This window comes from Janthinobacterium sp. LS2A (genome assembly GCF_036543145.1).
Lineage (GTDB): Bacteria > Pseudomonadota > Gammaproteobacteria > Burkholderiales > Burkholderiaceae_D > Janthinobacterium > Janthinobacterium aestuarii.
Map to the genome: position 1 here is coordinate 299,319 of NZ_JAZHPB010000003.1, position 22,283 is coordinate 321,601.

The following is a 22,283-nucleotide window of genomic DNA, read 5'->3' on the forward strand; positions in this document are numbered from 1 at the left end:
AGCAAGTGCCGGGGTCAGACCCGGCGGGTCTGACCCCAGATTTTATGTTTTGGCGGCAAACCGCTCAGATAACCTTGGCTTCGGTACGCAGCTTGGCGACCAAGGTAGCGACGTCCGGGACCTTGATGCCGGCCGAGCGCTTGGCTGGCTCGACGACTTTCAGGGTCTTCAGGCGTGGCGCAACGTCAACGCCCAGGTCTTCCGGCTTAACGGTCTCGAGCGGCTTTTTCTTTGCCTTCATGATGTTCGGCAAGGTCACATAGCGTGGCTCGTTCAAACGCAGGTCGGTGGTGATGATCGCTGGCAAGGTCAATGCCAGGGTTTCCAGGCCGCCGTCGACTTCGCGGGTGACGGTGACTTTGCCGTCTTCCAGCACGACTTTCGAGGCGAACGTGGCTTGCGGCCAACCCAGCAGGGCTGCCAGCATCTGGCCGGTCTGGTTGCTGTCGTCATCGATCGCTTGCTTGCCCAGGATGATCAGTTGCGGCTGTTCTTTCTCGGCCAGGGATTTCACCAGCTTGGCCACGGCCAGCGGTTCCAGTTCGGTCGTCGTTTCCACCAGGATGCCGCGGTCGGCGCCGATGGCCATGGCCGTGCGCAGGGTTTCCTGGCACTGCGTCACGCCGCAGGAGATGGCGACCACTTCAGTGACCTTGCCAGCTTCTTTCAGGCGCATCGCTTCTTCCAGCGCGATCTCATCGAAAGGGTTCATCGACATTTTGACGTTGGCGGTATCGACGCCAGTGCCGTCACTCTTGACGCGGACTTTGACGTTATAGTCGACCACGCGTTTGACGGGTACCAAGACTTTCATAGCTATGCCTTTGGGAAATTATAAAAATGACGGATCAAGTGCTGATTGTGCGTTCGATTATAAGAGAAATTTGAATCTTGAACCGAATTTAAGCACGATCGTGCGATTTTTTGTTAGAGCAATCCATCTAAACTGTCCAGCCTCGGGGATTTCAAGGGTATCCGCCGCTACGCTGCAGGGCAGCAAAAGGGCTGGCTCGGGAAGGAAAACCAGGCCGCGCCACGGCGGCCCCGGATGGCAGAATTATTTGCGTTGCATCAGGAAGACGAATTCGGTACCCGTCTGCACATGCGACAGCAGGGCATTGCCCGTTTGCTTGGCGAAAGCCTGGAAGTCGCGCACGGAACCGGGATCGGTTGCCATGATGCGCAGCACTTCCCCACTCTGCAGCTCTGACAAAGCCTTTTTCGCCTTCAGAATCGGCAACGGGCAATTCAAGCCCCGCGCGTCGAGTTCTTTGTGAAATTCCATAATCTCGGTATCAAGTAGTGTGTCGCTCATCATCAATATCCCACCATTGTTTTGTTGTACTGATTTTCGACATACTACTCTAAATCAGGGGCATTGACGCGCTGCACCAAAATAGTTCATCGGCTGTTGTGGTGTCACAACGAGATTCCACACGGCAAAACGGCCCGCAAACACCGTCTGCGGGCCGTTTTCAAGGGGCTGTGGGGCGAAAACCCCGCATGCCTGCTAGCTTACGCTTTATTTCACGCGCTCGCCGACCCAGGCCGGCACGCCAGCCAGGGCGTTCGCCAGACCGCTCGGATCGGTACCGCCAGCCTGCGCCATATCGGGGCGTCCGCCGCCTTTTCCGCCCACTTGCTGTGCAACGAAGTTCACCAGCTCGCCCGCTTTGACCTTGGAAGTCGCGTCCGCCGTCACGCCGGCGATCAGGCTGACCTTGCCGTCGGCCACGCTGGCCAGCACGATGGCGGCCGTTTTCAGCTTGTCCTTCAGCTTGTCCATGGTTTCGCGCAAGCGGGCCACGTCGGCGCCGTCCAGCACGGCCGCCAGCACCTTGATGCCGTTGACGTCGACGGCTTGCGTGACCAGTTCATCGCCCTGGCCCGAGGCCAGTTTCGATTTCAGCGCGGCCAGTTCCTTCTCCAGCGCTTTCACGTGGTCCTGCACCTGGCCGATGCGGGCAGTCAGTTCTTCCGGCTGCGCCTTCAGGGCGTTGGCCGCTTCGACCAAGCGGCGGTTGATGGTTTGCACCAGCGCCAGCGCGCCCTCGCCCGTCACGGCTTCCACGCGGCGGATACCGGCGGCAACGCCGCTTTCGCCGATGATCTTGAACAGGCCGATGTCGCCCGTGCGCTGCACGTGGACGCCGCCGCACAGCTCTTTCGAGCTGCCGATGTCGAGCACGCGCACTTCATCGCCGTATTTCTCGCCGAACAGGGCCATCGCGCCATGCTTGACGGCATCGTCAAACGACATCAGGTGCGCCTGCGTGGCGCGGTTTTCCAGGATCTCTTTATTGACGATGGTTTCCACGGCGGCGATCTGCTCGGCCGTCATCGGCGCATTGTGGCTGAAGTCGAAACGGGTCTTGTCCGGGTCGACCAGCGAACCCTTTTGCGCCACGTGGCCGCCCAGCACTTCGCGCAAGGCCTTGTGCATCAAGTGCGTGGCCGAGTGGTTGCGGATCGTGCGTGCGCGCTTGGCCGTATCGACTTGCGCCGAGACGGCGTCGCCCACTTTCAGCACGCCCGATTCGAGCACGCCGTGGTGGCCGAACACGTCCGCCTGGATTTTCAGGGTATCGCTGACGGCAAAGCTGCCGGCGCCCGAGGCGATCACGCCCTGGTCGCCCACCTGGCCGCCCGATTCCGCGTAGAACGGCGTCGTGTCGAGCACGACGATGCCTTCCTGGCCAGCTTTCAGTTCAGCTACCTGCGTACCGGCCGCGTACAGCGCGACGACCTTGCCGCTGAACGTCAATTGATCGTAGCCGACGAATTTATTTTTCTCGCCCGTGTACTCGACCTTGCTGTCCTTGTGCGTCTTGCCGCCCTTGCGCGACAGTTCCTGGCTTTCCTTCAGGGCCGCGTCGTAGCCGGCCTGGTCGAACGTGATATTGCGTTCGCGGCAGATGTCGGCCGTCAAGTCCGGCGGGAAGCCGTAGGTTTCGTACAAGGTAAAAGCGGTGGCGCCGTCGATGCCCGTGGCATCCTTGGCCAACTGCGCTTCCAGCACTTTCATGCCCGTTTCCAGGGTTTCGCCGAAACGCTCTTCCTCGGCTTTGAGCATATTGGCGACGTTGTCTTTCGCTTCTTCCAGCTCGGGATAGGCGCCGCCCATCTCGATGGCGAGATCGGCCACCAGCTTGTAGAAGAACGGTTTCGTCTGGCCCAGCTTGTGGCCATGGCGCAAGGCGCGGCGGATGATGCGGCGCAGTACATACGCGCGGCCTTCGCTGCCTGGAATGATGCCGTCGACGATCATGAAGGCGGCGGCGCGGATGTGGTCGGCGATCACGCGCAGCGACTTGTTTTCCAGGTCCGTGGCGCCCGTTTCGCGCGCGGCGGCGCGGATCAGGTGCTGGAACAGGTCGATTTCATAGTTCGAATGCACGTGTTGCAGCACGGCTGCCAGGCGCTCCATGCCCATGCCCGTGTCGACGCATGGCTTCGGCAGCTTGTGCATGACGCCCGCTTCGTCGCGGTTGAACTGCATGAACACCAGGTTCCAGATTTCAATGAAGCGGTCGCCGTCTTCATCAGGCGAGCCCGGCGGGCCGCCAGGAATGTCGGCGCCGTGGTCGTAGAAGATTTCCGTGCACGGACCGCATGGGCCCGTGTCCGCCATCTGCCAGAAATTGTCCGATGCGTAACGCGCACCCTTGTTGTCGCCGATGCGGATGATGCGCTCGACAGGCACGCCGATTTCTTTCGCCCAGATATCGTAGGCTTCGTCATCTTCGATGTACACGGTGACGGTCAGCTTGTCAGCCGGCAAGCCATAGACTTTGGTCAGCAGCTCCCACGCGTATTGAATCGCGTCGCGCTTGAAATAGTCGCCGAAGCTGAAGTTGCCCAGCATTTCAAAGAAAGTATGGTGGCGCGCCGTGTAGCCGACGTTTTCCAGATCGTTGTGCTTGCCGCCGGCGCGCACGCAGCGCTGCACCGAGGTGGCGCGCGTGTAGGGACGGCTGTCCGTGCCTGTAAACACATCCTTGAATTGCACCATGCCGCTGTTCGTCAACAGCAAGGTCGGATCGTTGCCTGGCACCAGGGAGCTGGAACGGACGATGGAATGGCCCTTGGACTCGAAAAATTTGAGGAACTTGTCGCGGATTTCAGTTGATTTCATGTTTTTTTGGCAAAGAGTGGCGGCAGCTTTAAAGGGAAGATTATACGTGATATGGGGTGCGGCAATGACGGCTGGCCAGGGCATTGTTGCGCCCGTGCCAACATCGACGGCCTGCCCGCTCAGGCCGAGTCGTGGTGGCTGGCGCAGGCGTGCGGTGCAGCCGTGGCCTTGGCCGCAGCAACAGATACCTTGGCGCCCGCGGCGGCATTGCAGTCGGCGCAGCGGCCGTACAGGGTCAGTTCGTGGCGCTCGACGACAAAGCCTTGCGGTGCCATGCGTTTCAAGTCGCCCGGGCAATCATGCACGTCGAACACGCGCTGGCACGTGGTGCACTGGAAATGGTGGTGGTGGTGATTGGCCGCCGTGTTCGACTCGTAGCGCGGGTTTTCACCGGGCAAGGTCACCACGTGTACCTTTTCTTCCAGCACCAGGGACTTCAGGTTGCGGTAAACGGTGGCGATGCCCAGCTGCGTCACTTGCAAGCTGGCCTGTTCGAGGATTTCCTGCGCCGACAAGGGGCGCTGGGCCGACTCGATGGCGGCTTGAATTGCGGTTTTTTGACGTGTTGTGCGTTCCATAGCCGACAGAATACACCATCCGCCTGTATCTACCGCCCGGAAAAACTGTCACACAGTAATGATAATGGGTTATCATTATCAACTCAGGGCAGGCATTTACCTGTCACGCGCTGCCCCAACCCTGCCAATACCGATAGCGAATAAGGAACTCTTGCCCATGTCCGTCCGTCCTCACCAACCCACTCCCCTCGCGCTGGCCATCATGCTGGCCTTTGCCGCTCCCGCCAGCGCACTGGCGCAGCAGGCGACAACCTTGCCCGCCGTCACCGTCTCGGCCAGCGCGCTGGCCCTGGGCAGCGATGACATGAGCACGCCCGTTACCGTACTCGAAGGCGAGGAACTGGTGCGCGCGCGCGAAGCGACCCTCGGCGAAACCCTGGCCGGCCAGCCCGGTATCACATCCAGCCATTTCGGCGCCGGCGCCAGCCGCCCCATCATCCGCGGCATGGATGGCCCGCGCGTGAAAGTGCTGTCCGATGGCGCCGAAGTGCAGGATGCGTCGACCATCAGCCCCGACCATGCCGTCGCGGCCGAACCGATGCTGTCGGAACAGATTGAAGTCCTGCGCGGACCGTCCGCGCTGGCCTACGGCGGCGGCGCCGTCGGCGGAGTCGTCAACGTGATCGACAAGAAAATCCCCACACGCGTGCCCGCAAAAGGCTTCGAAGGCAGTGCGGAAGTGCGCGCCAACTCCGCCGCGCGCGAAAAGGCGGGCGCCTTTGAAGTGACTGGCGGCTCCGGCAACATCGCCTTCCACGCGGAAGGCGTCAAGCGCGACGCGAAAGAATACAAGGTCGGCAGCGGCTGGGAAGGCGGTTCGAAAGTGGCCGGCAGCTACAACAAGACGGACACGGGCAGCGTGGGCGTGTCGTGGGTGGGCGAGCGCGGCTTCCTGGGCCTGGCCTTCACCAGCCAGCACGCGGAATACGGCTTGCCCGGCCACAACCACGAATTCGAAAGCTGCCACCCGCACGGCACGCACCTGCATTGCGGCGGCCACGAAGGCCACGATCACGGTGATGAAGAGGAACATGATCACGACCACGAAGATGGTGCCGTTCCCTACGTGAAACTGAAGAGCGAACGCTGGGACGTGCGCGGCGAATTGCGCGATCCCGTACCGGGCTTCGCCAAGCTGCGCCTGCGCGCTTCGTTCACCGATTACAAGCACGATGAAATCGAAGGCACGGAAATCGCCACCACCTTCAAGAACAAGGGCCACGACGCACGCCTGGAAATGGAACACCATCCCGTCTTCGGCTGGCGCGGCGTGGTCGGCCTGCAAACGTCGAAGCGCGATTTCTCCGCCCTGGGCGAAGAAGCGTACGTGGCGCCGACAGTCACGAAGAAGCACGCAGCTTTCCTGGTCGAGGAATACAAACTCGACCAATGGCGCTTCGAAGCGGGCTTGCGCCACGAATGGCAAGACATCACGGTCGACAGCGCCACCTTGCAAGACCGCAGCGCCAAGGGCACGTCGGTCTCCTTGGGCGCCGTGTGGAAATTCGCGCCCCAGTATTCGCTCGGCTCGACCATTTCGCGCACGCACCGTTTGCCCAGCGCCGAGGAACTGTATGCGCACGGCGTGCACATGGCCACGGCCACATATGAGCTGGGCAATGAAAACCTGGGCAAGGAAACGTCAAACAATATCGACTTGACCTTGCGCAAATATGCGGGCGCCACGACGTTCTCGGCCAGCGCCTACCGCAACAAGGTCGATAACTACATCTTCGGCTCCACCCTCGACAATCACGAAGGCTTCCAGCTGATCCAGTACGCCCAGCGCGATGCCACGTTTACGGGCGTGGAAGGCCAGATCCACCAGCAGCTGAACCCCATGTTCGGCGCCAGCGTGTTCGGCGACTACGTGCGGGCCAAGCTGGCCGACGGTGGGGGCAACTTGCCGCGCATCCCGGCCCAGCGTTTCGGCGTGAAGTTCGACGCCAACTGGCAAGCATGGAGCGGCGTGGCCGAGTTCTACCGCGTGGGCAAGCAGGATAAAGTGGCCGCGTTCGAAACGGCAACACCGGGCTACAACATGCTGAACCTCTCCGCCAACTACGACACGCGCATCGGCACGACGCCGGCCCAGTTCTACATCAAGGCGAACAACCTGACGAATGAATTGGCGTACAGCCATACCTCGTTCATCAAGAATGCGGCACCGTTGATGGGGCGTAACTTAACGGTCGGCATGCGTGTAACGTTCTAAGCTGTTTGAAACGTAGGTCGGCTTAGCGCGCAAGCGCGTAAGCCGACAACACCAGCGGCGCCAACAATGTTGTCGGATTACGGCGCTGCGCGCCTAATCCGACCTACGCCATGGATGGAATAATATCGATCCTGTCCGTACAAAACCCATCAACGCCCCAGGCCAGCAATTCGCTGGCCCGCTCGGGTGTGTTGACGGTGTAGCAGAACAGCCCGTATCCTGCCTCCTTGACCTCTCGCGCCAGTTCCGGCGTCAGTGGCTGGTGGTCGCAATGGATGGCCACGACATCCAGTTCCTTCGCCTTTTTCGCCCAATCAGAAGGTATCTGTTCGACCAGCCAGCCGCGCGCCAGTTCGGGCGCTGCCTGGCGCGCCGCTTCCAGCGCGCCGATGCTGAACGACGACAGCAGCGGCAGCAATTCGCCAGCGGCGATTTCCTCTGCAAAATAGCCACGCGTGGCGCGCGCCACCACCATCCCTGTCTGGACGTCGAAACCGGGCGCCGGCTTGATTTCGATATTCATCCAGATGTGCTGGGCCTTGCAATACGCCACCACGGCCTCGAACGTGGGCACGCCTTCGCCCGCGAATTCGGCGCCAAACCAGGCGCCCGCCTCCATCGTCCCCAGCTGCGCGGCCGTGTAATCGCTGATATGGCCGCTGCCGGCCACGGTACGACCCAGCTCGGGGTCGTGCACGACGACGGGCACGCCGTCGGACGCCAGCATGACGTCGAATTCCACGGCACGGTAGCCGTAGGCCAGGCCGCAGCGCAGGGCGGCCACGGTGTTTTCAGGCGCCAGGATGCCGCCGCCGCGGTGCGCGAGGGTGCGTGGATAGGGCCACATGGGATTCCTTTAAGCAATTCTATGGAGGCAAGACAGTCTTGCCATACTATCGCGTGCCAATGCTGAAAAGTAAAGCGGCCGCCGTTTGACGGCCCGCCGCAGCGATTGGCGCCCCGCCAGCCCCGTTTCGTCGCAGCCCGGTTGCGCGCTGGCCTGCGCTGGCACACAATGCCCCATCGCTACCAGCAGACACTTCCATGAAATCCGACGTCCCTTTCGCCGAAGCCCCCGCCAGGCGCCGCTTCCCCTACTACCGCATGCTGCTCGACGCGCGCTACGCGGTGGTGCTGAACGTGATCTGCGCGCTGGTCATTACGTTCATGCTCAATCCAGGCAGCCATTTTGGACAAAACCTGGTCGCCTCGATGTGCATCGGCACGATCGCCTTCCTGCTGATCGACGGCATGCGCTTGACGTTATGGGGTGCAGGCCAGCGGCCCAGATTCCTGCCCTTCATGCTCATCATCCTGCTGTCCGTGCCCGTGGCACAAATGCTGGGTTTGCTTCTGTTCGGCTGGCTGACGGGTGTGGACGTGGGCGGCTTCGAAAACCTGCTGCCCACGCAAATGATGGGCACACTCGTATTCACCCTGCTGGCCACGGGCGGCGCCGTGCTGTTTTTCTCCAGCCGCGAAAAGATTGCCCGCCTGCAAATGGCGGCTGCCGAGGAAAAAGCCCGCGCCGAATCCGTGGCGCGCCAGGCCATGCAGGCGCAACTGCAATTGCTGCAGGCGCAGATCGAACCGCACATGCTGTTCAACACCTTGGCCAACCTGCAGGGCCTGATCAGCTTTGACCCCGACCGCGCCCAGTTGCTGCTCGACCAGCTGATCCAGTACTTGCGCGCCACCCTCTCTTCCTCGCGCGCCGAGTCCACCACCCTGGAACAGGAGTTTTCCCTGATGCAAGCCTACCTGGGCCTGATGTCGATACGCATGGGCGCGCGCCTGCGCTTTACGCTGGACCTGCCCGCAGCCTTGCGCCAAATCAAGGTGCCGCCCATGCTGTTGCAGCCGCTGGTGGAAAACGCCATCCAGCATGGCCTGGAACCAAAGATCGAAGGCGGCCACATCCACGTGCAGGCGTCCACGGATGGCGGCGTGCTGCTGCTCACCGTCAGCGACGACGGCCTGGGCCTCGACCATCCGGGCCAGACCAAGGGCACGCAGCTGGGCGTGGCGAATATCCGCGAGCGCCTGCACGGCATGCATGGCGATGCCGCCAGCCTGTCACTGGACGCCGACACGCCGGCAGGCGTCATCGCCCGCCTTCAATTACCGATTCACTCCACCACCGCGAGCCCCACGCCATGACCAGCCCCACCCCGCGCGCCCTGATCGCCGAAGACGAACCCATACTCGCCGCCGCCCTCGCACACGCCTTGCAACGGCTGTGGCCGGAACTCGACATCGTTGCCACCTGCCCCAACGGCGTGGAAGCCTTGCGGCAAGGCCTGGCGCTGCAACCCGACATTCTGTTTCTCGACATCAAAATGCCAGGCAAGACGGGCCTGGAAGCGGCCGAAGAACTGGCAGAGCAATGGCCGGACGGCATCGCGTTCCCCAACATCGTGTTCGTCACCGCCTACGATGAATATGCGCTGGCCGCCTTCGAGCATGCGGCCGCCGACTACGTCTTAAAACCCGTCAACGATGCGCGCCTGGCCAAGACGGTGGAACGCTTGCAGCAGCGCTTGCGCGACAGCGGCGTTGGCAAAGGTGTTGGCAACGGCAGCGGCAACGCTGCAGTAACAGCAACAGCAGCAGCCTCAGCGCCAGCGACGACCGCCACGGCAGCGCTGGCAGCCGGAACCGCCAGCGACGACAACATGGCCCGCCTGCTAAGCCAGCTGCAAGCCATGCTGCCACCCGCGCCGCGCCTGCAGATGATACGGGCGGCCGTGGGCAACAGCGTGCGCATGATCGCCTTGGCCGACATCGTCTATTTTGAAGCGCTGGACAAATACATCAATGTCGTGTGCCAGGACAGCGAAGCGCTGATACGCACGAGCCTGAAGGAGCTGCTGCCCCAGCTGGACCCGCAACAATTCTGGCAAATCCACCGGGGCACCATCGTCAACGCCAGCGCCATCGCCACGGCCGTGCGTGACGAAGCCGGCAAGCTGTCGCTGACCCTGCGCCAGCACCCCGCGCAACTGCGCGTCAGCCCTTTATATGCGCATCTGTTCCGCCAGATGTAAGACAAGACAAGACGCGCAAGAGCCAATGCCTAGTGCATCTGGTGCTTCAAGTCAGACAACTCATCGTGCACCTTGAGCACGGCGCTCTTCATTTCCGGCGTCACGCTGGTCGCCGTGCCGCACGCCCGCTTGGCGCGGTCGCCCAGCGATTCCATCTGATCGACTGCTTGCCGGATGCGCGCATCGTCTTGCGTGTCGATGGCTTGCCGCACGGCGCTCTTTTGCTGGTCCAGCTGGTTGATGCAATCCTTCAAGTCCATCGGCATGCCCTGCTGCTGGCCGCACAGCTGGGCCGCCTGGCCGATCGCGTGTTCGATGGCGCCAAAGCGCCGTGCCACTTCCTTTACCTGCATCATGATGTGTCCTCCCACAGTGTAGGGAGTTGGATCGTCAAGCCGGCACAGGGTTCCCCGCTGGCCGCGACAAGGTCGAAATTTCCATGCGGCACTTTTTTGTAAGCGCTTGTGACATTTTAGATAATGATCAAATCCTTCAGATACATTGGCGTACCTGAACCCCCATGCCGCCCATGATCTCGTTGCCGCCCCTGCCCCGCCGCGCTCCCGGCCTGCTGCTGATCGTCCTGCTGCACCTGGGCTTCGCGTATATCGTCTTGCAGTCGCGGCCCCACGCCGTCACGGACGAGAACCTGCCGCAGGGCCCGGCCATCACTTGGCTGCGCCACACCGCCCCGGCGCCGCCCAAGCCCGTACCCGCACCGTTCGGCCCAAAACCAGCGGCAGCAATAGTGCCGCGCCTGCCAATGCCAGTTCCCGTCAGCCGCCCCCTGCCCGCTCCCGCCATCGAGCAGCCGCCAACGCCAGTAACGCCGGAAGCGATCATGCTCGTCCCGCCACCGAGCGCGGCCGATATCCTGGCGCAAGCCAAGCGCGACGTGGGCAAGATCGACAAGGATTTACGCAAAGAATTCCCGCAACGGGGTGGGGAGAAATTCGACGACACGGGCTACAAGCGCATGCAGCAGGGCTTTGCCGAAGCCTACGCGGCCGTGCCGCCGAAATGGTACGAGGCGTCAAAGATCGAGGAAATCGGCGCGAACGAGGCCAAAGGCAGCCGCACCTACAAGATCACCAGCGCGCTGGGCACCTTGTGCGTGACCATGCGCGCCGGCAAGAGTGGGGAAACGATGATCGGCATGTGTCCCAAGTAGCGGCTCAGCCCACCGCTTCGCGCGCCCCCAGCGGCTGCAGATGGCGCAGACGCAAGGCGATCAGCACGCCGCCACCGAGGCACAGGCCCAGCATGATGACCACGCCCGTCCAGCCGTCGAAGCCCCACATCATGCCCGAGGCGGAACCGATCAGGCTCGAACCCAGGTAGTAGAACAGCAAGTAGAAGGCCGAGGCCAGCGCCTGTGGCGCGCGCGCGCGGCGGCTGACCCAGCTGCTGGCGATCGAGTGCGAGGCAAAGAAGCCGAAGGTGGCCAGCGCCATGCCGATGACGATCAGCGGCAGCGAGTCGAACAGCGTCAATAAAATGCCGGACAGCATCAGCAACAGCATGATCCACAGCACCCCCCGGCGCCCCAGGCGGTCCACCAGGCGCCCCGCCCAGACGGAGCTGAAAATGCCGATCAGATACAAAAAGGCCAGCAAGCCGACCGTGCTCTGGCGCAAGCCAAATGGCGCGGCCAGCAGGCGGTAGCCGATATAGTTATACAGGCTGACGAAACAGCCCATCAGCACGAAGGCGAGGCAAAACAGCCACGGCAAGCCCCGGTCGGAAAAATGCTGGCGGATGGCGTGCGGCAAGGCGTTCCAGCCTTTTGTACTGGGCACGAAATTTTTCGATGCGGGCAGGCTGCGCCAGAATTCCGCCGCCGCCAGCACGCCGGCCACGCCCAGCACGCCCAGAGCCCAGCGCCACGACAGGAAATCGCTGAGCATGGACGCCACCAGCCTTCCCGACATGCCGCCAAACGCGCTGCCGGCAATATACAGCCCCATCGACAGGCCCAGGGATGGGCCCTCGATTTCCTCGCCCAGGTAAGCCATGGCCACGGCCGGCATGCCGCCCAGGGCAATGCCGAGCGCCGCGCGGATGGCCAGCAGCTGCGCATAATCCTGCGCGAAGGCGGACAAAATCGTGAGTATCGCGGCGGAAAACATCGATGCCACCATCAGCGGTTTGCGGCCGACACGGTCCGACACGGCGCTCAGCAGCACCAGCGAGATGGCCAGCAAGCCGCTCGACACGGAGAGCGACCAGCTGCTTTGCGCCGGCGTCAGATGGAACTGGTGCGACAGCAAGGGGAACAGGGGCTGGATGCAGTACAGCAAGCTGAAGGTGGAAAAGCCGCCAAAGAACAGGGCGCGGTTGCTGCGCTTGAATTCGATGGAACCCTTGGCGATGGCCGTGCGGGGAGCGGGAGCGGAAACTGGAATGGCGGATGAGGCAGCGGGGGCAAAAGCAAGCGATGAATCAGACATGGCCGTGTTTCAAAGAGGAGCGAGTCTTCATCTTAGGATTGCCAACTCATATCGTCCAATATATATTCAAGGCCCAACTCATACTTTAAAACGATTACTGAACATGGAACTGCGCCACCTCCGTTACTTTGTCGCCGTCGCCGAAGAGCTGCACTTCACGCGCGCGGCCGAGCGCCTGCACATCGGGCAGCCGCCGCTGAGCCAGCAAATCCAGGCGCTGGAAGCGGAATTGGGTGCGCAGTTGTTCGAGCGCAACAAGCGCTCAGTGCGCCTGACGGAAGCAGGCCGCCTCTTTCTCGACGATGCGCGGCGCATCCTGGCCCTGTCGGAGCAGGCGGCTGTCACGGCGCGCCGGGCCCAGCGGGGCGAAGCGGGCGAATTGCGCATCGGCTTTACCTTTTCCACGCCGTTCACGCCGTATTTCGCCACCGTCATCAACCGCTACCGCCAGCAGTTCCCGCACGTCACCTTGACCCTGCACGAAATGGCGACTTTGCATCAACTGGAAGCGATCTCGGGCAGGACGATGGATCTGGGCTTCGTGCGCCCGCCGGAAACGACATATCCATCCGATATCAAGCTGACGCAACTGCGCCAGGATCCGCTGTTCCTCGTCTTGCCCGTCGACCACGCGCTGGCGGCCAAGGACGCGATTGCCATTGCCGATATGGCGGGCGAAGGCTTTGTCATGTACCCGAAAGATGCGGGCACGGGGATTTATCCGCAGATCTTCCGCCTGTGCAAGGCGGCCGGCTTCGTGCCCCAGGTGGCGCAGGAAGCGGGCGAGGCGTCGACCATCATCGGCCTGGTGGCGGCCGGCTGCGGCATTTCCGTGCTGCCCTCTTCGTTCGACCGCATCCGCATGGATGGCGTGTGCTACCGCCCCATCGCCGACCCGCAGGCGACCACCAGCCTGTTACTGGCGCAAAGAGAAGAAGAGACGTCGCCGCTGGTGGCGGCGTTCGTGAAACTGGCCGAGGAAGCGGCCATGGAAGAGAAAGAATAGGCCGATGAGGCCGGCGTAGGTCGGCGTAGGTCGGATTAGCCCAAAGGGCGTAATCCGACACCAGCGGTCACGAGTAATCCGCGTCCAGCTCCGAACCCGCATAATTTTCCAGGTCCTCGAACAGGCTTTTCATGCTGACCCGCGTGAGGATTTTATGCACGACGGTGCAGCTGCGGCGGTAGGAATCGATGCGGTCGAGCAAGACCGGATGGTGCTGGACGGGAACCTTGGCCACCAGGGCGGCCCAGCCTTCCTCGAAGTCGGGCTTGTTCTTGCGCACGGAACGCACAAAGCGTTCAAACTCCTTCTGCCCCGTGCGCGCGATGATGCGCCCGCCGCCTTCGATGGCGAAGATGATGGCCAGGGCGATGACGCCCTCGGCATTCAAGTCGCTGTCGCTGACGGGACCGTTGTCATGGTGGCGGCGCAGCCAGCTTGCCAGGCGCACGACGGCTTGCACTTCCTTGCGCTGTTGCAATTGAACCGCATACTTTTCATAGCCGGCCCAGTTCTGGTTCGGGTCGGCCTGGCAAATATCGATGAACAGCTCGCGCAAGCGCCGCTGCAGGTAGACGGGATCCTGGTCGTATTCGCCGACGAGGGCGTCTTCGGGCAGCTGCGACAATTCCTTGATCAGACGAAAGCCCACCTGGAACGCGTGCTCGGCGCCGTGCTCGACGAGGAAATCGAGCGCGGCTTGGTCGCCCTCATGCGTGACGGCCTGCTCCAGGCCCAAGGACACGCCGCCCACCGTCAGGTACAGCGCTTTCTGGATGCCGTCGGCCGTGCGTTCATTCGTAAACTTCTCGGCCACCATGGCCGTGATACCCGTCAATTCGTCGGCCAGGTTCAGGGCCGCGTCCTCGCGCGGGTCGCCCGGCAACAGTTTGATGGCGCGCACGAGGCGCGGAAGATTCTCTACAACAATTGCTGGCAGCATTAGACGTTCCCTGCTTTCATTACGAGAAAATGCCCGTGCCCAGGCTGCGGCGCGTGCTGGAACGCGGCGCGCTGCGCGTGCTCGGCACTTGCTTGCGCAAGCGGTACAGCAATTCCTTGGTGCTCCGCTGCAACATGGTCGGTTCTTCGTCCGGGTCATCCGAGTATTCCGCGTCGGCCAGGTCGGCGCTGTGGCGGAAGTCGGGGAACAGTTCGAACAGCGAGCGGTCCCAGCCGTCTTCATTCGCTTGCGCCAGCTCAATGGCCAGCGGCACGACGTCGTTGTCGGACGAGGTCACGCCCGTCACGTACGGTCCCTTGATGACGATCTCGCCCGCCACTTCGAGGATTTCCTTCGGTGCCATCGAGAACAGGATGGCGAACGCCGTGGCGCCCCAGTCGGTGGCGGACGCTTCGAGCAGCAGCTCGCGGCGGCGCTCGGCGTCGTCGGTGGAAAACACCACGCCGTGGATGTGCGCGAACAGGGCTTCGGCGATGCGTTCAGGATCATCCTCGATCTGGTCGTCGCTCCACGTGGCGGCGATGAAGGCCAGGCTGTCGGCCCATGCTTTCGGCGGCACCAGCAGGGTTGCCAGCGACATCTTGCCGCCGTCAAAGCCGGCCAGGTGCAGCGCCGTTACCTGTGGCGGGATCGCGCTCAGCACTTCTACCACGGCCAGGTCGCCATACTGGTCGGCCGCGTCGGCAAACGCCTGCTCGGCGTGGCCCAGCGAACCGGACAGCACCAATTCCGTGACCTGTTTCGTCAGCGCGGGAAGATTGCTCTTTTGTTCCGTGTTATCGGCCATGGTCATCTCCATCCTGGTCAAACATCTGGGCGAAATCGTCGGTGGCTTCGTCTTCGTCGTGATCGTCGTCGCCGTCGTCATTGGCGGCCAGCTGGTCGAGCGACTGGTCGTCGTCGTCCCACAGGCGCGGATTCTTGTGCAGGAAAGCCGTGATGATGGCCTGGCGCGCCAGGTCGGGGAAGCTCTCTTCGATGGCGGCGTACATCTTCGCCGCTTCCGGCGCGGCGCAGGCGGCCATGGAAAACACGCGGGCCGGGTCGCCGAACTCGTAGTCTTCGCTTTCGGCCAGCAAGCCTTTCGGGTCGCTGAAGGTGATGTGGTCGACCAGCGCGAAGGCCAGCATGTTCACGTCTTCGATGCCGCCGCCGCTCGCGTATTCGCCGACCAATGCATCGACCATGCTCTTGTAGTTCTTGCGGTTCGGCGGGTCGCCGAGGATGCCTTCGATCTGGCCTTCCAGCTCGCGCGACTGGTACGCGAATTCAGGGTGTACTCTTCTCATGCTGTGCTTTCCAATGTAATGCGCGGCGCTGATAAAAGCGCCGTTGTTGTTGTTTTCAAGTAATTCGGGCCGGCTGAAGCGGGCCGCAGCGGTTTAGTCGGCAGGTAATACTGTGCCATGTAAACGAAACACGCCGCACCACAGGGCATACGCTTCCGCTTCCGGGTCGATGATGATACGGTGGTTCACGCTCTGGTCGTATTCGGCGCGCTTGGCCGGGTCGGCCAGGATTTCATAGGCCTTGGTGACGCTCTTGAAGCGCGCCTCGGCGCCGGGGGCCTGGTTGCGGTCGGGGTGGAAGCGCATGGCCAGCGAACGGTAAACCTTCTTGATTTCATCGTCGCTGGCATTGGGCGCGACACCGAGGACGTTATATAAATTTTCCATAAAAGGCTCCGGGGTCACGTTTTTCTACTAATTAAAGGCGAATTATCCTATAGAACGGCGTCGGCGTCGCTTGCATGCTCGGATATGGGGCCAAATACGTGCTTATAAAGCGCTTGCGGTACGGTAAAATGCTCTTTACTGTCACTCTTCCGCATTGATCAATGAGCAACGATAAACCGAATACCGCCGCGCCAGCGCTGGCGCCCAATTTCTTGCGTAACATCATCGAAGCCGACCTGGCTGCCGGCGCCCACGTGCGTCCCGGCCTGCCCCAGGTGATCACGCGTTTCCCGCCGGAGCCGAACGGCTACCTGCACGTGGGCCACGCCAAGTCGATCTGCGTCAATTTCGGCCTGGCGCGCGATTACGCCGGCCAGTGCAACCTGCGCTTCGACGACACCAATCCGGCCAAGGAAGAGCAGGAATACGTCGACACCATCATGGACAGCGTGAAATGGCTGGGCTTTGACTGGGAACCGAAGCATGCCGATGGCCAGAGCCACCTGCACTACGCGAGCGACTATTTCGACCAGCTGTACGCGATGGCCGAATACCTGATCACGGCCGGCTTTGCCTACGTCGACAGCCAGAGCGCCGAAGATATGGCCGCCAACCGCGGCAATTTCGGCCAGGCCGGCAAGAATTCGCCGTTCCGCGACCGTCCGCGCGACGAATCGCTGGCCCTGTTCCGCGCCATGAAGGCGGGCCAGTTCAAGGATGGCGAGCACATCCTGCGCGCGAAGATGAGCGAAGATGCCATGAGTTCGCCGAACATGAACTTGCGCGACCCGGCCATCTACCGCATCCGCCATGCGCACCACCACCGCACGGGCGACGCCTGGTGCATCTATCCGATGTACGACTACACGCACCCGATCTCGGACGCGCTGGAAAACATCACGCATTCGATCTGCACCTTGGAATTCCAGGACCACCGCCCATTCTACGACTGGCTGCTGGAAACCCTGTCGGCCGGCGGCTTCTTCCAGCAACCAGTGCCGCACCAGTACGAATTCTCGCGCCTGAACCTGACCTACATCGTCACCAGCAAGCGCAAGCTGCGCCAGCTGGTGGAAGAAAACATCGTCGATGGCTGGGACGACCCGCGCATGCCGACCCTCGTGGGCATGCGCCGCCGCGGCTACACGCCGGAAGCGATCCAGCTGATGTGCGAACGCACGGGCGTGACGAAATCGGACGGCTGGATCGACTACAGCGTGCTCGAAGGCTGTTTGCGCGAAGACCTGGACCCGAAAGCGCCGCGCTCGGTAGCCGTGCTGCGTCCTTTGAAACTGATCATCGACAATTTCCCCGAAGGCGAAAGCGTGGAATGCACGGCGCCCGTGCACCCGCACTTCCCCGAGCGCGGCTTGCGCACCTTCCCCATCTCGCGCGAGCTGTGGATCGAGGAAGACGACTTCATGGAAGTGCCGAACAAGGGCTATTTCCGTCTGTATCCACCGATCGACGACAAGCCGGGCAGCCGCGTGCGTTTGCGCTACGGCTACGTGATCGAGTGCACGGGCTACGACAAGGATGACAACGGCAAGGTCATCGCCGTGCATTGCACCTACTTCCCGGACAGCAAGTCGGGCACGGAAGGCAGCGCCAATTACAAGGTCAAGGGCAATATGCACTGGGTCAGCGCACCGACGGCCATTCCTGCGGAAGTGCGCCTGTACGACCGCCTGTTTACGGACCCGCAGCCGGACGCGGGCGGCAAGGACTTCAAGCTGGCCCTGAATCCGCTGGCCAAGGAAGTGGTGCAAGCGTGGCTGGAACCGGGTGCGGAATTGGCCCAGCCGGAAGAGCGCTTCCAGTTTGAGCGCCACGGTTATTTTGCGGCCGACCGTGTCGACAGCCAGCCTGGCAAGCCCGTCTTCAACCGCATCGTCACCCTGAAAGACAGCTGGCAGCCCGCCAAATAAGGGCTGACGGCACACGAAAAAAAAACCGCTGCGGCGGTTTTTTTCGTTTCAACGAGAAATATTGCTTATTGACTATAATAACGATAATTTTGTATATTAGGCAGCTATTGAGCAATTTGCAATTTTAATAGTGCTTGTACAACGCAGCCTAGCCTCCGTCGCCCAGGCGGCACCCGATTCCTCTTCCTGATGCGGATGGCGATGTCTTCTACTGCCGGCGAACACCCCTTATCTGCTGAAAAAAGGCCGCAGTGGCTGCTCGGCTTCGTGATGTCGACGATGGTGGGCCTGCTGTTCTATATGGCCGCCTCGCTGTCGATCGAAAACGATGCCAGCGAGCTATTCAACAATCTGGCCCGCAATACCCAGAAAAACATCGAATCGCGCGTCAAGTCGTATGCCAACCTGCTGCGCGGCACGGCCAGCCTGTTCCACGCCAACGAACACGTGAGCCGTGAGCAATTCCACCGCTACGTGGCAAACATCGCCCTGCAACAGAACTATCCGGGGGTGATGAACCTCAATTACAGCCAGGAACTGGACGAGACGCAGCGTGCCGCTTTCGAAGCGGCCATGCAGCGCGACTATCCGCCCGGGCGCGACGGCTATCCGGCGTTTGCCATCCATCCACCCGCCCCGCGCGCGCACTATTCCGTGCTGGTGTATATCGAACCGATTGCCAGCGCCCCTGAAAAATATGGCTATGACATCGCCTCGCGCCCCCTGATCGCCGAAATGCTGGTGCAGTCGCGCGATTCCGGCAACATCAGCAATTCCGGCGTGCCCGTGCCGATGCAAGGCCGTCCCCAATTGACGGGCATGGCCATGCGCCTGCCCGTGTACCGTTTTGGCATGCAGGTCGATACGGTGGAGCAGCGGCGCGCGGCGTACCAGGGTTCCGTCGGCATCGGCTACGACCTGGTGACGATGATGCGCAGCGCGCTGGCGGACATGCCGGTACGCAACGTTCGCCTGACTCTGTTCGATATCGGCCCGCAGGCGCGCGCACCGCTAGACTTACCGCACGACATGCGCCCCATCTTCGACAGCACGACGGCGGGCATGCATGCGCCATGGTGGCTGCCCGGCAATTCCGGCCGCTACCTGAGCAGCACGATGCTGATCGAGCACAATAGCCGCGTGTGGCAAGCGCTGTTCAGCGTGCGCAAGAGCGACCTGTATACGCGCTTCGACGCCTTTTTGCCATGGCTGGCCCTGCTGATAGGCTTTGCCAGCACCATGCTGCTGTACATGCTGTTCCACACCCTGGCGTCGTCGCGCAGGCGTGCCATCCAGATGGCGAACGGCATGACGGAGGAATTGCGCGCCAGCCAGATCCGTCTGCAGCTGTCGCATCAGAAACTGCGCCGCCTGGCGGCCCACGCCGACCAGATCAAGGAAGAAGAGCGCAAGCGCATCGCTCGCGAAATCCATGACGACCTGGGACAGAACCTGCTGGTGCTGCGCATCGACGCCGACATGCTGGCCTCGCGCACGCATCGCCGCCACCCGCGCCTGAATGCCCGCGCCCGCTCGACCCTGGAACAGATCGACGCCACCATCAAGAGCGTGCGGCAGATCATCAACGACTTGCGCCCTACCGTACTGGACCTGGGCGTGAATGCGGCCGTCGAATGGCAGGTGGCGCAATTTCGCCAGCGCACGGGCATCGTCTGCGAAGTGAGCGAAAGCCATGACGACATTTGCCTCAGCGACCAGTGCGCGACGGCCCTGTTCCGCATCCTGCAAGAGTCGCTCAGCAACATTTCACAGCATGCCCATGCCAGCCGCGTGCAAGTCAAGCTGGAAAAGTGCCGCGATACGGTGTCGATGAGCATCTGCGACAACGGCGTGGGCGCCGCCATCGACGGGCGCAACAAGCTGGGCTCGTTTGGCCTCGTGGGCATCGAGGAGCGCATAAAATTGCTGGGCGGCACTTTTTACATCGAAAGCAGCCCCGGCGCCGGCATGAGCGTGCACGTCAGCGTACCGCTGGGCGCGGATGCCACCGCCTTTCCCTACCAGGAAGAAAGCCGGGTCAGCAACTGACCGGCGCGCGCCCGCATGAAGCAAGCTCAGCTTGCATATTTCGTAATTAGATGCAATATTAATGTGGAACAACTCAGCGCCCGCCCGCCATGGGCCAGGCATTCCTCGACTACTTGCCAGGAGTACGCACCCGCCGCTTTCCCTTGTTTCACCGTATTTCCCACAACGCTCTTTACAAAAGGACATTCATGGATACGAACGACAGTTTCAAGGCAATTGCCGATTTGAATTTGGACGCGATCAAGGTCAAGCTGATGCACCGGGAGTCAGGCGAGGGATGGAGCCTGGAAAAAGCAAATGCGGTGGAATTCGAATACCGCCGCTTTCTGATCCTGATGAAACAGTTTCCAGAAGAAGAAACGGCGCCGCTGATGGACGTTGATACCTTCTGGCACTACCACATCCTCGACACCCTGAAATATGCGGCCGACTGCGAACAGGTATTCGGTTACTTCCTCCATCACTTCCCCTACATCGGCTTGCGCGGCGAAGACGACGAAGCGGCGCACCATCGCGTGGGCGAGCGCATGAAGCAGCTGTATGAGCAAACGTTCGGAGAAGATTATATTCGCGCGGAGACGGCGTATTCGGGTCGCGCCGTACAGGCGGCGTATTCGGGACGGGCTGTGCAGGCTGCGTATTCGGGACGGGCTGTCCAAACAGCATTTTCCAGTGCGGCGGTACAGGCAACGGCCTACTCGGGCCGGGCTGTGCAAACGGCGTTTTCCAGTGCGGCGGTGCAGGCGACGGCGTATTCGGGCCGCGCGACCGGGGCTGCCAGCACCGCATTTTCCAGCGCGCCTGCCTCACTTACCGCAGCGGTGGTCAAATCGTCCTCGACTGGCCTGGAAATGGGGCGCTTCTATGTCGATCGTCCGGTATTGAACCGCGATCCGCAATAGAAAAGCGGAAAACAGATGTGGCTACCGCACGCGGCAAGCCTGACTTACCCAGACGGCACCTCTCAGTTTGCCGTCTGTCAGGCGCTCTTAGGCAGCCATCAACTCGCGCAGTTCACGAATGCTGAAATCGCTGATTTCATGCATACGGATGAGGATCGTGGCGCCGATCGGCAAGGTGTTGTGACGAATCTTGCTGATAACAGGTGGCGCCACTTCCAGAGCTCGCGACAAGGCGGCATCGTTTTTCAGTTGCAGCTTGTCGATGATCGCATCGAGGACGCGATTCGGGTTGTAGGTAGGCAAAGAGGTAATTTGTTTGAGAGACATGATCAAAAATCCGTACTTGTTGTATTAGGGCAATAAAAGACAGAATGTCTCTTCCGCACTAATTCAGGGTAAACACACTAAAAAGCGCCATCACTTATGCGGCTTTTACGCCACAAACAATATAATACACGCTATTGTTGATTTTTGCGTAACTTAGAGCAAAATTGTGATAATTGAAGAGAATTGACGCACTTGGAATGTGCTAGAGGATAACTCAAATCGGAAAAATTTGCTGCACGTCATCAATTTTTACGATGAGCAACACCGCTATGCATGAGCCAGGCTATGGCCATGAGGGTGCCCAGGCGGGCCATTTCCGTAGATAAATGCCAGCCTTGCACGGCCACGCCGGCCGGGGTGGCAAGTGGGCAAGTGCATGGGGAATCGTCCGCGCGGCACCAGGCCAGTTGCCGGCGAATTTCATCGGGCGGTGGTGGTGGCTGCAGCGCATGTTCGCGCCGCCGCATATAGGCGCGCACTTGCTCCTTGCTGGGGTGACTCGTTGCTCGCATGACTCGCTCCTGCTGACGGAAAACAACGTCACGCTGGTTGTAGATGCAGAGCCCGTCACAAGAGCCCAGACGCGTGACGACATTGCTCACCATATCGCCAGCGCGCCATGACGCGTTTGCGGTGCATCAAATGGCACGACCCCGGTGTTGCGCCGGAACCCGTACTGCCCCACGGCCTGCTTCCGTCTTATTTCTTTTGCTGGCGCACGCGCTGTTGCTGTTTTTCCTGCGTTTGCTGGCGGTTCTGCTTGCGCTCGAACAGGGTGACCGCATCTTTCTTGGCTTGCTCGACGGTACGCATTTCTTCATGCGCATCGTGCGGGACGAAAAATTCGGCGTCCTGCGCCGCCACGACCAGCTTGATGGCGGCTTCGTCGTCGAGGTCGTACAGTTCCGTCAGGACGGTGGTGACCTCGTCCAGGTATTCTTCGTAAGTGAGGGTGCTCATGCTGTATTCCTTAAGTGAGTGGCGCAGCGCGGGAACGGCGCGCTGCGCG

22 protein-coding genes are annotated in these 22,283 nt (G+C 61.4%); 8 read left to right on the plus strand and 14 right to left on the minus strand.

Features of this window, described 5'->3' with window-relative positions:
* Positions 1-64: 64 nt before the first annotated feature.
* The 4 genes from V3C40_RS11605 to V3C40_RS11620 form a co-directional block, all read right to left on the minus strand.
* Complete coding sequence (locus V3C40_RS11605) at positions 65-814, minus strand: electron transfer flavoprotein subunit beta/FixA family protein (RefSeq protein ID WP_034759884.1); 750 nt, start codon at positions 812-814, stop codon at positions 65-67.
* Between the two features lie 243 nt (positions 815-1,057).
* Positions 1,058-1,315, minus strand: a complete 258-nt coding sequence (locus V3C40_RS11610; protein ID WP_225317265.1) for a sulfurtransferase TusA family protein — start codon at positions 1,313-1,315, stop codon at positions 1,058-1,060.
* Between the two features lie 207 nt (positions 1,316-1,522).
* Positions 1,523-4,135 carry an alanine--tRNA ligase gene (alaS, locus tag V3C40_RS11615; protein WP_331777493.1) on the minus strand — a complete coding sequence of 871 codons (2,613 nt, stop codon included), beginning with the start codon at positions 4,133-4,135 and terminating at the stop codon, positions 1,523-1,525.
* Positions 4,136-4,254: 119 nt separating this feature from the next.
* Positions 4,255-4,713, minus strand: coding sequence for a Fur family transcriptional regulator (locus tag V3C40_RS11620; RefSeq protein WP_331777494.1), 459 nt, complete (start codon positions 4,711-4,713; stop codon positions 4,255-4,257).
* Positions 4,714-4,870: 157 nt separating this feature from the next.
* Between V3C40_RS11620 and V3C40_RS11625 the strand changes: the two genes are divergently transcribed.
* Positions 4,871-6,928, plus strand: a complete 2,058-nt coding sequence (locus tag V3C40_RS11625; protein ID WP_331777495.1) for a TonB-dependent receptor domain-containing protein — start codon at positions 4,871-4,873, stop codon at positions 6,926-6,928.
* A gap of 103 nt (positions 6,929-7,031) precedes the next feature.
* On the opposite strand, the gene ugpQ is transcribed toward V3C40_RS11625, so the two are convergent.
* Positions 7,032-7,775, minus strand: a complete 744-nt coding sequence (gene ugpQ / locus V3C40_RS11630) for a glycerophosphodiester phosphodiesterase (RefSeq protein WP_331777496.1) — start codon at positions 7,773-7,775, stop codon at positions 7,032-7,034.
* Between the two features lie 197 nt (positions 7,776-7,972).
* Between ugpQ and V3C40_RS11635 the strand changes: the two genes are divergently transcribed.
* Positions 7,973-9,088 carry a sensor histidine kinase gene (locus V3C40_RS11635; protein ID WP_331777497.1) on the plus strand — a complete coding sequence of 372 codons (1,116 nt, stop codon included), beginning with the start codon at positions 7,973-7,975 and terminating at the stop codon, positions 9,086-9,088.
* A complete protein-coding gene (locus V3C40_RS11640; protein ID WP_072454360.1) occupies positions 9,085-9,975 on the plus strand; it encodes a LytR/AlgR family response regulator transcription factor in 891 nt (296 codons plus the stop codon). Before V3C40_RS11635 ends, V3C40_RS11640 begins: the two co-directional genes overlap by 4 nt.
* A gap of 29 nt (positions 9,976-10,004) precedes the next feature.
* Here the strand turns inward: V3C40_RS11640 and V3C40_RS11645 are convergent, their stop codons facing one another.
* Entirely contained in the window at positions 10,005-10,331 is a 327-nt protein-coding gene (locus tag V3C40_RS11645; RefSeq protein ID WP_034759909.1) for a hypothetical protein, read from the minus strand.
* 164 nt (positions 10,332-10,495) lie between these two features.
* Between V3C40_RS11645 and V3C40_RS11650 the strand changes: the two genes are divergently transcribed.
* Positions 10,496-11,146, plus strand: coding sequence for a hypothetical protein (locus V3C40_RS11650; protein WP_070303270.1), 651 nt, complete (start codon positions 10,496-10,498; stop codon positions 11,144-11,146).
* Positions 11,147-11,150: 4 nt separating this feature from the next.
* Here V3C40_RS11650 and V3C40_RS11655 read toward each other — a convergent pair whose 3' ends face one another.
* On the minus strand, positions 11,151-12,425 hold the full coding sequence (locus V3C40_RS11655) for an MFS transporter (RefSeq protein WP_070303271.1): 1,275 nt from the start codon (positions 12,423-12,425) through the stop codon (positions 11,151-11,153).
* A gap of 103 nt (positions 12,426-12,528) precedes the next feature.
* Between V3C40_RS11655 and V3C40_RS11660 the strand changes: the two genes are divergently transcribed.
* Positions 12,529-13,431, plus strand: coding sequence for a LysR substrate-binding domain-containing protein (locus V3C40_RS11660; protein WP_070303272.1), 903 nt, complete (start codon positions 12,529-12,531; stop codon positions 13,429-13,431).
* Between the two features lie 67 nt (positions 13,432-13,498).
* Here the strand turns inward: V3C40_RS11660 and V3C40_RS11665 are convergent, their stop codons facing one another.
* The 4 genes from V3C40_RS11665 to V3C40_RS11680 all read right to left on the minus strand — a co-directional run bounded on the left by V3C40_RS11665 (position 13,499) and on the right by V3C40_RS11680 (position 16,068).
* The gene (locus V3C40_RS11665) at positions 13,499-14,371 is read right to left on the minus strand and encodes a hypothetical protein (RefSeq protein ID WP_331777498.1); all 873 of its coding nucleotides are present in this window, start codon (positions 14,369-14,371) and stop codon (positions 13,499-13,501) included.
* A gap of 19 nt (positions 14,372-14,390) precedes the next feature.
* Positions 14,391-15,179 carry a hypothetical protein gene (locus tag V3C40_RS11670; protein WP_046685338.1) on the minus strand — a complete coding sequence of 263 codons (789 nt, stop codon included), beginning with the start codon at positions 15,177-15,179 and terminating at the stop codon, positions 14,391-14,393.
* Complete coding sequence (locus V3C40_RS11675) at positions 15,169-15,681, minus strand: hypothetical protein (protein ID WP_034759931.1); 513 nt, start codon at positions 15,679-15,681, stop codon at positions 15,169-15,171. The genes V3C40_RS11670 and V3C40_RS11675 overlap by 11 nt, the downstream gene beginning before the upstream one ends.
* Positions 15,682-15,774: 93 nt before the next feature.
* A complete protein-coding gene (locus V3C40_RS11680; protein ID WP_010395442.1) occupies positions 15,775-16,068 on the minus strand; it encodes a DnaJ domain-containing protein in 294 nt (97 codons plus the stop codon).
* Between the two features lie 161 nt (positions 16,069-16,229).
* Between V3C40_RS11680 and V3C40_RS11685 the strand changes: the two genes are divergently transcribed.
* The 3 genes from V3C40_RS11685 to V3C40_RS11695 all read left to right on the plus strand — a co-directional run bounded on the left by V3C40_RS11685 (position 16,230) and on the right by V3C40_RS11695 (position 20,947).
* Positions 16,230-17,996, plus strand: coding sequence for a glutamine--tRNA ligase/YqeY domain fusion protein (locus V3C40_RS11685; RefSeq protein WP_331777499.1), 1,767 nt, complete (start codon positions 16,230-16,232; stop codon positions 17,994-17,996).
* A gap of 201 nt (positions 17,997-18,197) precedes the next feature.
* Positions 18,198-20,045 carry a CHASE domain-containing protein gene (locus tag V3C40_RS11690; RefSeq protein ID WP_331777500.1) on the plus strand — a complete coding sequence of 616 codons (1,848 nt, stop codon included), beginning with the start codon at positions 18,198-18,200 and terminating at the stop codon, positions 20,043-20,045.
* Between the two features lie 188 nt (positions 20,046-20,233).
* Complete coding sequence (locus V3C40_RS11695; protein ID WP_070288591.1) at positions 20,234-20,947, plus strand: glycine-rich domain-containing protein; 714 nt, start codon at positions 20,234-20,236, stop codon at positions 20,945-20,947.
* An 87-nt stretch (positions 20,948-21,034) separates the two neighbouring features.
* On the opposite strand, the gene V3C40_RS11700 is transcribed toward V3C40_RS11695, so the two are convergent.
* From V3C40_RS11700 to V3C40_RS11710, 3 genes are all read right to left on the minus strand, one after another.
* Positions 21,035-21,274 (minus strand): hypothetical protein, encoded by a 240-nt coding sequence (locus tag V3C40_RS11700; RefSeq protein WP_029496207.1) that lies wholly within the window; start codon positions 21,272-21,274, stop codon positions 21,035-21,037.
* Between the two features lie 242 nt (positions 21,275-21,516).
* Positions 21,517-21,786, minus strand: coding sequence for a hypothetical protein (locus tag V3C40_RS11705; protein ID WP_331777501.1), 270 nt, complete (start codon positions 21,784-21,786; stop codon positions 21,517-21,519).
* A gap of 187 nt (positions 21,787-21,973) precedes the next feature.
* On the minus strand, positions 21,974-22,234 hold the full coding sequence (locus tag V3C40_RS11710; RefSeq protein WP_034759943.1) for a hypothetical protein: 261 nt from the start codon (positions 22,232-22,234) through the stop codon (positions 21,974-21,976).
* Between the last annotated feature and the right edge of the window lie 49 nt (positions 22,235-22,283).